We start from the raw sequence: 9758 nt of genomic DNA on the forward strand, positions 1-9758 counted from the left end.
TTATTGATCCAGCCGATTGTGGCCGATCGACCGGATGAACTCAAGCAGGTCGGCATTGACCTGGTCGCGGTGGGTGATGAACATGCCGTGCGGCCCGTCCTCGTACAGCTTGAGGGTGGCGTCCGGCAGCAGGCGCGCGGTCGGGTGCGCGGTCAGGCCTGGCGGCGCGCTGGCGTCGCGGCCGCCGGCGATCAGGAGCACCGGGACATCGACCCGCGCCAGGTCCGGGCGGAAGTCCTCCTGCGCCAGCGCGCGGTTGCATTCGCACAGCGCGTGCAGCGAAGCGCTCATGGCCATGGTGCGCAGCCAGGCCCGGGTGCTTTCGCCCGCTCCCGGGACGAAAGGCTCCATGTTCTCGTCGATCCAGCCGGCGAAGTCGCGCACCAGCTGGCGCCGCACCGCCGCGCACACCTCGCCGGCCATGCCGTCCGGGTTGTCCGGGGTCTGCAGGAGGAAGGGCGTCATCGGCGCCAGCAGGGCCGCGCCACGGATGCGAGCGCCGCCATGGCGGCTGAGGTAGCGCACGATCTCGCCGCAGGCCATCGAGTGGCCGACCAGGGTCACGCCCGAGAGATCGAGGGCGTCGATCACGGCCGCGATGTCGTCGGCCAGGGTGTCGAAGTCGTAGCCGCGCCCCGGGTCGGACGAGCGGCCATGGCCGCGGCGATCGAAAGCGATGACGCGGAAGCCAGCATCCAGCAGGGCCATCATCTGGATGCTCCACGAATCGGAAGGCAGCGCCCAGCTGGCGACGAACAGCACCGGCTTACCCGCGCCCCAGTCGCGGTAGAACAGGTCGGCGCCGGACTTGGTGCGCACGATATTCGGGATGCCGCACAGGGCGCCGTAAGGAACGAGCGGATTCATGGCGCGCTCCTTCAGGCGACGTGGTCGAGGAAGCCGGTGACGGTGGCCAGGCGGCCGTCGGCACTCAGTGTCGCGACATCGGTACCGCGGGCCGCCACCTTGCCCTCCGGCCCGTTCAGGCTCCAGGAAAAGCGCACTACATCGTTGTGGCCGTCCGGCGTGCCGCTCAGTTCGAAGCGGTGGCCGGGGAAGTGCTGCTGGGCGCCGGCGATCAGGCCGTCGATGCCGTCGTGGCCGGCGCCCTGCATCATCGGATCGAGGTAGCGTGCGTGGGGAGCGAACAGTGCGGCCACCAGGGCGCGGCGCGCGGCGGCGTCGCGTTCGTTCCAGGCGCTGAGGTAGTGCTGGGCGATCGAGTGTGCGTGTTCCATGGTCTTCTCCGGTTGCTTGAGTGGTGTGCTGCAATGGGTCCCATTCTCGGCAAACCGGTCGGCGGGGGCGATTACCTCCCAGGTAATCACGCACCTGACAATACCAGAAACAATACCAATTATTTTCTCTGAAAAATCAAACGTTTATGCACATAACCTGCGGCTATTCGGCTATATCTGCAAAGGAAATTTGCATACCAATTAAATACCTGTTGACATCACCGCAGGGCCTGCCTATAGTGCGACCACCTCCCCCGGCTCTCACAACACCATGATCGACTATCTCATCGGCGTCGATGGCGGCGGCACCGGCACGCGCGTGCGGCTGGCACGCGCCGACGGTACCGAACTCGCCCAAGCTTCCAGCGGCCCATCCGGCCTGCGCAACGGCACGGCCACGGCCTGGAACGCAGTCAATACAGCCGTCGCCCAAGCCTTCGCCGCAATCGGCATCGGCGCCATTCCCATGCAGTCCTGCGCCATCGGCCTGGGCCTGGCGGGTGTGCACAACAAGGAATGGGCGGCGGCCTTCAGCGCGGCCAATCCCGGCTATGCCGCCTTCGTGCTCGACACCGACGGCTTCTCGACCCTGATGGGCGCCCACCAGGGCCGTCCCGGCGCCATCGTGGCGATCGGCACCGGCAGCGTGGGCGAAGCGCTGCGCGCCGACGGCCAGCGCGTGGAAATGGGCGGCTGGGGCTTCCCGGCCGGGGACGAGGCCAGCGGCGCCTGGATGGGCCTGCGCGCGCTGAACCACATCGAACAGGTCATGGACGGCCGCGCCGCGGGCGGCGAACTGGCGCGCGACGTGATCGCGGCCTGCGGCGGCAGCCGCGACGCGGTCCAGGTCTGGCTCGGCAAGGCCACCCAGGCCGATTACGCCGGCCTGGCGCGCTTCGTGGTGGCGCACGGCCCGGCCGACCCGGTGGCCCTCGCCATCCTCGAACACGCGGGCCGCGAAGTGGCCAGCATCGCACGCGCCCTCGACCCCACCGGCACCCTGCCCCTGTCGCTGTGCGGCGGCCTGGGCGAACCGCTGCGCACCTACCTGCCGGCCGACACCCTGGCGCGCTGCAGCCCGCCGCACGGCGACTCCGCCGCCGGCGCGCTGCGCATGATCGAACTGCATCTCAAGGAAACGCACTCATGAAGGGCAACATCCTCACTCCCGACGGCTGGATTTACGGCGAGCTGCGCCACGGCGTGCTGATCGACGCCGTCGACGGCGCACCGGCCGACCCCGACAGCAACGGCGACGACTACATCCTGCCCGGCTTCATCGACGTGCACGTGCACGGCGGCGCCGGACGCGACATGATGGAAGGCGGCGACGCCCCGCACGTGATCGCCGCCCTGCACGCGAAGCACGGCACCACCAGCCTGCTGGCCACCACCATGACCGCGCCGCTGGAAGACATCCGCCAGGCCCTGGACGCCATCGGCGCCGCCTGCCGCGCGCGCGGCAAGAAGGAAGCGCGCATCCTCGGCGTGCACCTGGAAGGCCCCTACATCAACTCGGGCAAGCTGGGCGCCCAGCCGCCCTTCGCGCGCGAGGCCACCCTCGACGAAGTGAAAAGCTTCGACGACCAGGCGCCGATGCGCCTGATCACCGTGGCGCCCGAGATCGACGGCCACATGGACCTGGTGCGCCAGCTGGCCAATGCCGGCATCCGCGTCCAGATCGGCCACACCAACGGCGACTACGAGGTCGGCGTGCAGGCGCTGGAGCACGGCGCTGCCGGCTTCACCCACCTGTTCAACGCCATGCCCGGCCTGCACCACCGCGACCCAGGCATGGTGGGCGCCGCGCTGGCGCATGCCGAATACGCCGAGATCATCCCCGACCTGCTGCACGTGCATCCGGGCGCGATCAGGACCGCGCTGCGCTGCATTCCCAAGCTGTTCTGCGTGACCGATTCCACCGCCGCCGCCGGCATGCCCGACGGCGAGTACATGCTGGGCCGCCAGGTGGTCCACAAGTGCATGGGCGGCGTGCGCCTGGCCGACGGCACCCTGGCCGGCAGCACCCTGACCATGGACCAGGCGCTGCGCAATCTTGTGAAAATCGGCCTGACGCTCGAGGAAGCCTGCCTGCGCGTGTCCACCAATGCCGCCGACTACCTCGGCGAGACCCGGCGCGGACGCCTCGCGCCGGGCTGCCATGCCGATTTCGTGGTGCTCGACCGCGAATTGAATATCAAAGCCGTCTATATCGAAGGAGAAGCCTTGTGACCACTTCCCTGATGCTCCAGGAAGCCTTGTCCGCCAGCGAATGCGTGGCCCTGCAACTGTCGCAAGACCAGGACCGCTATGCGGCGCTCGGCCGCACGCTGCGCTCGACCAGCTTCCACAGCGCCGTCACGGTCGCACGCGGCAGCTCGGACCACGCCTCGAACTACCTGGCCTACCTGATCATGGCGCGCATGGGCCGCCTGGTGACCTCGCTGCCGATGTCGCTGATCACGCTGTATAAATCGCCGCTGATCACGCGCGACACCCTGGCCGTGTCGATTTCGCAGTCGGGCCAGAGCCCTGACGTGGTCGAGCCGATCCGCTACTTCCGCGACGGCGGCGCCACCACGGTGGCCCTGGTCAACGACACCTCCTCGCCGCTGGCGGAAGCCGCCGAATGGGCCATGCCCCTGCATGCGGGCATGGAGCAGAGCGTGGCCGCGACCAAGAGCTTCATCACCAGCCTGGTCGCGGGCGCACGCCTGGTGGCGGAATGGCAGGACGATCCGGAGCTGAAGGATGGTATCGCCGCCCTGCCCGAGTCGCTGGCCAAGGCGGCCCAGGCTGACTGGTCGCCCGCGCTCGACGTGCTGGCCCCCGCCCGCAACATCATGGTGGTCGGCCGCGGCATCAGCTTCCCCATCGCCCTGGAGTCGGCCCTCAAGTTCAAGGAGACCTCGGCCCTGCAGGCCGAAGCCTTCTCCGGCGCCGAGATCAAGCACGGCCCGATGGCCCTGATCGAGGAAGGCTATCCGCTCCTGATCTTCGCCACCCGCGGCCCGGCCCAGGCTGGCCTGGTGGCCCTCGCCGACGAGATGCGCGGCCGCGGCGCGCGCGTGCTGCTCGCCGCGCCCGAGGACATCGCCAGCCGCGACCTGACCCTCCCGACGGCGGCGATTCCCGACCTCGATCCGATCGCGGCGATCCAGGCCTTCTACGTGATGGCGGCTAAGCTCTCGAAGGCCCGCGGCCTCGATCCGGACCGTCCCCGCCACCTGAGCAAGGTCACCAAGACCAACTGACATGGACAATTACCTTCAATTAGCCGGCCAGCTGATGATGGTGCGGCTGTTCGGCACCGAACTCGACGCCGGCACGGACGCCTTCCTGCGTGCGCACAAGGTGCGCGGCGCCTGCCTGTTCCGCCAGAACATGACGGACGCGGCGCAGCTGACCCGCTTCACGAGCGCGCTGCGCGATGCGATGGGGCTTGACGCCCTGATCGCCCTCGACCAGGAAGGCGGCGCCGTGGTGCGCTCGACCTGGGTGCCGGCGCCGCCGTCGGCAATGGCGCTGGGCGCGGCCAACGATCCGCAGCTGGCGCGCGAAGTCGGCGCGGCCGTGGCGCGCGCGGTGCGCGCCCTCGGCTTCAACTGGAACTTCGCGCCGGTGCTGGACCTGAACAACAACCCGCACAACCCGGTGATCGCCGAGCGCTCCTTCGGCGCCGATCCCGAGCAGGCCACGCGCATTGCCCTGGCCTGGATGGAAGGCAGCGAAAGCGAAGGCGTGGCCTGCTGCGTGAAGCACTTCCCCGGCCACGGCGACACCCATGTCGACTCGCACCGCGACCTGCCGACGGTGGACAAGCCTTTGCCGGAACTGGAGCGCTTCGAATTCGCGCCCTTCCGCATCGCGTCACCCCATGCGCCGGCCGTGATGACCGCCCACATCGTGTATCCGGCCCTCGATCCGGTGAACCCGGCCACGATGTCGCACGCGATCCTGACCGGCATCCTGCGCCGGCAGTTCGGCTACCAGGGCGTGATCATCACCGACGGCATGGACATGCATGCGATCGCGCACCGCTACGGCGCCGGCCAGGCGGCCGTCAACGCCCTGGTCGCGGGCGCCGACATGGTAATGGCGATCGGCTCGCGCGAGACGCAAGAGGAAACCGTGCACGCCATCGCCCAGGCGATCCGCGACGGCGTGCTGCCGCTGGCGGAAGTCGAAGCCCGCCTGGCGCGCCTGTCGGCCCTGGCCCAGGCCCATCCGGCCGGCCCGGTCAGCTATGCGACCGAGCATGACGACCGCGCACTGATGGCGCGCGCCTGGCGCGCAGGCCTCACCGCATTGGGCCAGCCGCAGCGCCCGGCACGCGGCGCCAAGCTGCGGCTGGTGGCGCGCCAGGACGTGGTCAGCGACGGCGTATCGGAAGCCGGCGTGCCGGCGGCGAACATCGCCGGCGCGCTGGGGCGCCTCTACGATGTCGAGATGGTGACCTTCGCCGATGCGGAAAGCTTCGACTGGAGCGCCCTGCCCCAGGACGGCCGCTTCACGATCCTGGCCTCGACCTCGCGCCGCCGCTACGGACCGCACGCGCGTGCGACCTGGCTGCCTGACTTGCACATTGCGCTGTGGAACCCGTATCAGGCGCTCGATTTCGACGCCCCGGCCCTGATGACCTATGGCTTCGCGCCGCCGGCGCTGGAGGCGGTGGTCGCCTGGCTGGCCGGCGAGGCCGATGCACCGGGCATTTGTCCGGTGCCCGGCTTCGGCGGCGGACCAGTCACGGAGTCCGCGATGCAGTAAAGAAAGAGGCGCCGCGCGCCTCTTTTTTTTCGTGGGCGGATCAACCAATCCGGCGGCTCGGGCGTTAGAGGGCAAGCGCGCCGCAGGGTCCGCGCGACGTTTGAGGTAACGCTATGTAACCGAACACGTGCGCACGTCCGCCATGCGGCACAATTGCCGAGCCTGAAAATGGCAGTTTTATGGGACAATGCACGCTTTGTCCGAGATTGGCATTTTCTCTACATTGCCAAAAGCAAATGTAGTACCTGTGTCTCGCTCACTTTTTGTTTTGATTGAAGGATACTCCATGTCCCAGTTCCGTCTTGCCCGCCTCTGCCTGATGCTGGCCGCCGTTGGTCTGTCGTCCTCGGCTCTGATGACCAGCGCCCACGCCCAGCAAAAGACCGATGCGCCGGCGGCCGCCGCAGCGCCTGCGGAGACCGTCCGCCCCGAGCTGTTCAAGCTGCTCGACCCGGCCGCGATGAAGCCGCTGATGGATGCGAAGAACTACGCGGAAATCCAGAACCGCATCACCCAGGCGGAAGCGATCCAGAACCGTACGCCTTACGAGGAATACGTGCTGAACCGCATGAAGATCTCGCTGGGTTCGCTTACCAACAACAACGCCATCCTGCTGCCGGCCCTGGAGTCCGTGATCAACTCGGGCCGCCTGAAGCCGAACGAGCAGGCCGACTTCATCCAGGCCGTGGCCAACACCCACTACAACGGCAAGGAATACGCGAAGGCGATCGAATGGTTCAAGCGCTACCAGAAGGAAAGCCCGACGCCTGAGAAAGTGCGTCCGGCCCTGATCCGCTCGTACTACCTGCTCGGCGACTACGCCAACGCCAAGACCGAACTGATGCCGGTGATCGCCGATGCGGAAAAGGCCGGCAAGGCCCCGAGCGAGGAAGACCTGCGCCTGCTGGCCTCGGCGGCCAACAAGGTCAAGGATGACGCCGCCTACCTGGCCGGCCTGGAAAAGCTGGTGTCCTACTACCCGACCGACGACTTCTGGACCGACCTGCTGAACCGCGGCGTGGCGCGCCAGAAGGGCTTCGACGCCCAGACCAACATGGTCAACGTGTTCCGCCTGGAACTGGCTGCCACCAAGCAGATGGCGCCGGAAGAGTACGTCAACCTGGCCGAGCTGTCGCTGCGCGACGGCTTCCCGGCTGAAGCCAAGAAGGCGATGGACGCCGGCTTCGCCGCGGGCGTGCTGGGCAAGGGTTCGAACGCCAAGTCGCACACCGCGCTGCGCGACAAGGCCGCCAAGCAGGCTGCCGACGACGCCAAGACCATCGCCGCCGGCGAAGCGAACGCGGCCAAGGCCAAGACCGGCGCCGGCCTGGTCAACCTGGGCTGGGCCTACGCCACCATGGACCAGGCGGACAAGGGCATCGGCTTCATCCAGCAAGGTATCGCCAAGGGCGGCCTGAAGAACGCGGAAGAAGCCAAGCTGCGCCTGGGCATGGCACAGGTGCGCGCAGGCAAGACCGCCGATGCGATCAAGACCTTTGAAGGCATCAAGGGCGGCGCCGGCGCGGGCGACCTGGCCAAGTACTGGATCGTGCTGCTGAACCAGCAGCAGCGTGGCGGTGCGCAGCAGACTGCGGCCCAGTAATTCTCTGCTGGCTGCTGTGATGGGAAGCCGGGCTTGATGCCCGGCTTTTTGTTTTTGGGGGCGTTCGTGCAAACTTGGGTTCCGGCCTTCGCCGGAACGACGGTCTTCGGACCATCGGCGAACTCAAACAACGTCATCCCGGCGGAGGCCGGGATCCAAGTTCTGCCCGCATACCCACCACCTCTTTTTATCCAACAACGTGCGCCCCCGTACATAGCCCCAGCCAAGCCCAACGCATAATCCCCCCGTTCACACCGGAGGCGTCATGACAAGCGTACGCAAAGGCCAGGCTCCCGCCAAACTGGGGCGCGACGAATTCCACCTGCGCTTCCGCCGCGCCTTCTACGACCCCGCCTACGACAAGGTCGAGGATGCCCTGGACGCCATCGAGGAAGTCGCCTGGGACGCCTACACCAACGGCCGCAAGGCCCCGCGCACCGTCAAGGCCGGCCCCGGCTTCGCCGACCCGGACTACGACCTCTCCATCGAATGGAAGGAAGCCCGCGACCGCCTGCTCGCCGCCGAAGCGCGCCAGAAGGACCCGGCCACCAGGGACCGCATCCTCTTGATCAACGGCGCCGCGCGCAACGACGGCAGCTGCCCCGGCGAGATCTCGAAATCCTGGCGCCTGACCATGCTCGCGCGCGACAGCTTGCTGGAACAGGGTGTCGAGGCCGACGTGCTCGACCTGAGCCTGCTCATCTCCGACTACGACCGCCACATCCATCCCTGCAAGGGCTGTGTCTCGACCGCCATGCCACTCTGCCACTGGCCCTGCAGCTGCTACCCGAACCACGCCGAGCGCCAGACCGGCGACTGGATGAACGAGATTTATGAGCGCTGGGTGCTGGCGCACGGCGTCATCATCGTCACGCCGGTCTACTGGTACCAGGCCCCGGCCGTGCTCAAGCTGATGATCGACCGCCTGGTGTGCGCCGACGGCGGCAATCCCGATCCAACCTCGACCCAGGGCAAGAAGCCGGAGATCGCCAAGGACATCGAGCGCGCCGGCTGGGACTACCCCAAGCACCTGGCCGGCCGCGCCTTCGGCCTGGTGGTGCACGGCGACGTGGCCGGCATCGAGGGCACGCGGCGCGCGCTGTCGGACTGGCTCAACTGGATGGGACTGGTCGACTCGGGCAGCTTCGGCCAGCTCGACCGCTTCGTCGGCTACTACGAGTCCTATGCCGACAGCCACGAGGCGCTCGACCGCGACACGGCCATGCAGGAAGAAGTGCGCAACGTGGCGCGCGCGGTGGCCGAGGCCGTGCGCGAAGTGCGCGCGGGACGGGTGCGGGTGGTCTGCCACGGCCTGAAGGACCCGCGGCCGAAATAGGCTTTGCTATCATGCGCGGCATGACTCCCCTCGCCCAACTGATGTACAACATCGCCGGCACCGCCAAGCTGCCGCTTTACGAGCAGCTCCAGCGCGCCTTGCGCCAGGCGATCGACGAAGGCGCCTTCGGCCCGGCGGCCGCGCTGCCGGCCGAACGCCAGCTGGCGGCGGAACTGGGCATCTCGCGCATCACGGTGCGCAAGGCCATCGACGGACTGGTGGAGGAAGGTTTGCTGGTGCGGCGGCCGGGATCGGGCAATTTCATCAACACCCGCATCGAGAAGAACTTCGCCAAGCTCACCTCGTTTTCCGAGGACATGCGGGCGCGCGGGCGGACGCCGCGCAGCGAATGGCTGAAGCGTTCGGAAGGCCTGGTGACTCCGGAGGAAGCGCTGCGCCTGCGCTTGTCGCCGGGGACGCCGGTGTACCGCTTCAACCGTATCCGCTTCGCCGACGAGGTGCCGATGTGCCTGGAGTACGCGACCATCGCAGCCTTCGCCCTGCCCTCGCTCGAGGCGGTGCAGGAATCGATGTACGAGGCGCTGGAGGCGGCGGGGAACCGGCCGGCGCGGGCCTTGCAGCGGCTGACCGCTTTGCTATTGGGAGCGGAACAGGCGCGCTTGCTGCAGGCGAGTCAGGGCGATGCGGGGCTGTGCGTGGAGAGGCTGGGGTTCCTGCGCGATGGACGGGCGGTGGAGTTGTGCAGGTCGTACTTCAGGGGGGATATGTATGATTTTGTGGCGGAGTTGAATGCGGGGTGATGCGGGCGAACTTGGGTCCCCGCCAAGGGGGCCCAAGTTCAAGCGAGCTCAAA

At 67.9% G+C, this 9758-nt stretch carries 9 protein-coding genes; 7 read left to right on the forward strand and 2 right to left on the reverse strand.

Annotation, left to right across the window (positions count from 1 at the left end; all coding sequences use genetic code 11):
- Both KBW95_RS18730 and KBW95_RS18735 read right to left on the reverse strand, forming a co-directional pair.
- Positions 1 to 867: an alpha/beta fold hydrolase gene (locus KBW95_RS18730; RefSeq protein ID WP_211529019.1), complete on the reverse strand. Its 867-nt coding sequence runs from the start codon at positions 865 to 867 to the stop codon at positions 1 to 3.
- A gap of 11 nt (positions 868 to 878) precedes the next feature.
- Positions 879 to 1238 carry a nuclear transport factor 2 family protein gene (locus tag KBW95_RS18735; RefSeq protein ID WP_211529020.1) on the reverse strand — a complete coding sequence of 120 codons (360 nt, stop codon included), beginning with the start codon at positions 1236 to 1238 and terminating at the stop codon, positions 879 to 881.
- A gap of 271 nt (positions 1239 to 1509) precedes the next feature.
- Here KBW95_RS18735 and KBW95_RS18740 point away from each other — a divergent pair, with 271 nt between their 5' ends.
- The 7 genes from KBW95_RS18740 to KBW95_RS18770 all read left to right on the forward strand — a co-directional run bounded on the left by KBW95_RS18740 (position 1510) and on the right by KBW95_RS18770 (position 9705).
- Positions 1510 to 2388 carry a BadF/BadG/BcrA/BcrD ATPase family protein gene (locus KBW95_RS18740; protein WP_211529021.1) on the forward strand — a complete coding sequence of 293 codons (879 nt, stop codon included), beginning with the start codon at positions 1510 to 1512 and terminating at the stop codon, positions 2386 to 2388.
- Positions 2385 to 3470: an N-acetylglucosamine-6-phosphate deacetylase gene (gene nagA / locus KBW95_RS18745; protein WP_211526745.1), complete on the forward strand. Its 1086-nt coding sequence runs from the start codon at positions 2385 to 2387 to the stop codon at positions 3468 to 3470. The genes KBW95_RS18740 and nagA overlap by 4 nt, the downstream gene beginning before the upstream one ends.
- A gap of 11 nt (positions 3471 to 3481) precedes the next feature.
- Positions 3482 to 4492 carry an SIS domain-containing protein gene (locus KBW95_RS18750; protein WP_211529026.1) on the forward strand — a complete coding sequence of 337 codons (1011 nt, stop codon included), beginning with the start codon at positions 3482 to 3484 and terminating at the stop codon, positions 4490 to 4492.
- 1 nt (position 4493) lies between these two features.
- On the forward strand, positions 4494 to 6005 hold the full coding sequence (gene nagZ, locus KBW95_RS18755) for a beta-N-acetylhexosaminidase (RefSeq protein WP_211526746.1): 1512 nt from the start codon (positions 4494 to 4496) through the stop codon (positions 6003 to 6005).
- Positions 6006 to 6291: 286 nt separating this feature from the next.
- A complete protein-coding gene (locus tag KBW95_RS18760; protein ID WP_211529022.1) occupies positions 6292 to 7608 on the forward strand; it encodes a tol-pal system YbgF family protein in 1317 nt (438 codons plus the stop codon).
- Positions 7609 to 7873: 265 nt separating this feature from the next.
- Positions 7874 to 8944 (forward strand): flavodoxin family protein, encoded by a 1071-nt coding sequence (locus tag KBW95_RS18765; RefSeq protein WP_211526748.1) that lies wholly within the window; start codon positions 7874 to 7876, stop codon positions 8942 to 8944.
- Positions 8945 to 8964: 20 nt separating this feature from the next.
- Complete coding sequence (locus tag KBW95_RS18770) at positions 8965 to 9705, forward strand: GntR family transcriptional regulator (RefSeq protein WP_211526749.1); 741 nt, start codon at positions 8965 to 8967, stop codon at positions 9703 to 9705.
- Positions 9706 to 9758: the final 53 nt, after the last annotated feature.

Origin of the sequence: Massilia sp. ZL223 (assembly GCF_018119395.1) — a bacterium.
Taxonomy (GTDB): Bacteria; Pseudomonadota; Gammaproteobacteria; order Burkholderiales; family Burkholderiaceae_D; genus Telluria.

Coding starts and splice junctions, on each gene's coding strand:
- nagA (WP_211526745.1), top strand. CDS start 2,385: ATGAAGGGCAACATCCTCACTCCCGACGGCTGGATTTACGGCGAGCTG.
- nagZ (WP_211526746.1), top strand. CDS start 4,494: ATGGACAATTACCTTCAATTAGCCGGCCAGCTGATGATGGTGCGGCTG.
- KBW95_RS18735 (WP_211529020.1), bottom strand. CDS start 1,238: ATGGAACACGCACACTCGATCGCCCAGCACTACCTCAGCGCCTGGAAC.
- KBW95_RS18750 (WP_211529026.1), top strand. CDS start 3,482: ATGCTCCAGGAAGCCTTGTCCGCCAGCGAATGCGTGGCCCTGCAACTG.
- KBW95_RS18760 (WP_211529022.1), top strand. CDS start 6,292: ATGTCCCAGTTCCGTCTTGCCCGCCTCTGCCTGATGCTGGCCGCCGTT.
- KBW95_RS18730 (WP_211529019.1), bottom strand. CDS start 867: ATGAATCCGCTCGTTCCTTACGGCGCCCTGTGCGGCATCCCGAATATC.
- KBW95_RS18740 (WP_211529021.1), top strand. CDS start 1,510: ATGATCGACTATCTCATCGGCGTCGATGGCGGCGGCACCGGCACGCGC.
- KBW95_RS18770 (WP_211526749.1), top strand. CDS start 8,965: ATGACTCCCCTCGCCCAACTGATGTACAACATCGCCGGCACCGCCAAG.
- KBW95_RS18765 (WP_211526748.1), top strand. CDS start 7,874: ATGACAAGCGTACGCAAAGGCCAGGCTCCCGCCAAACTGGGGCGCGAC.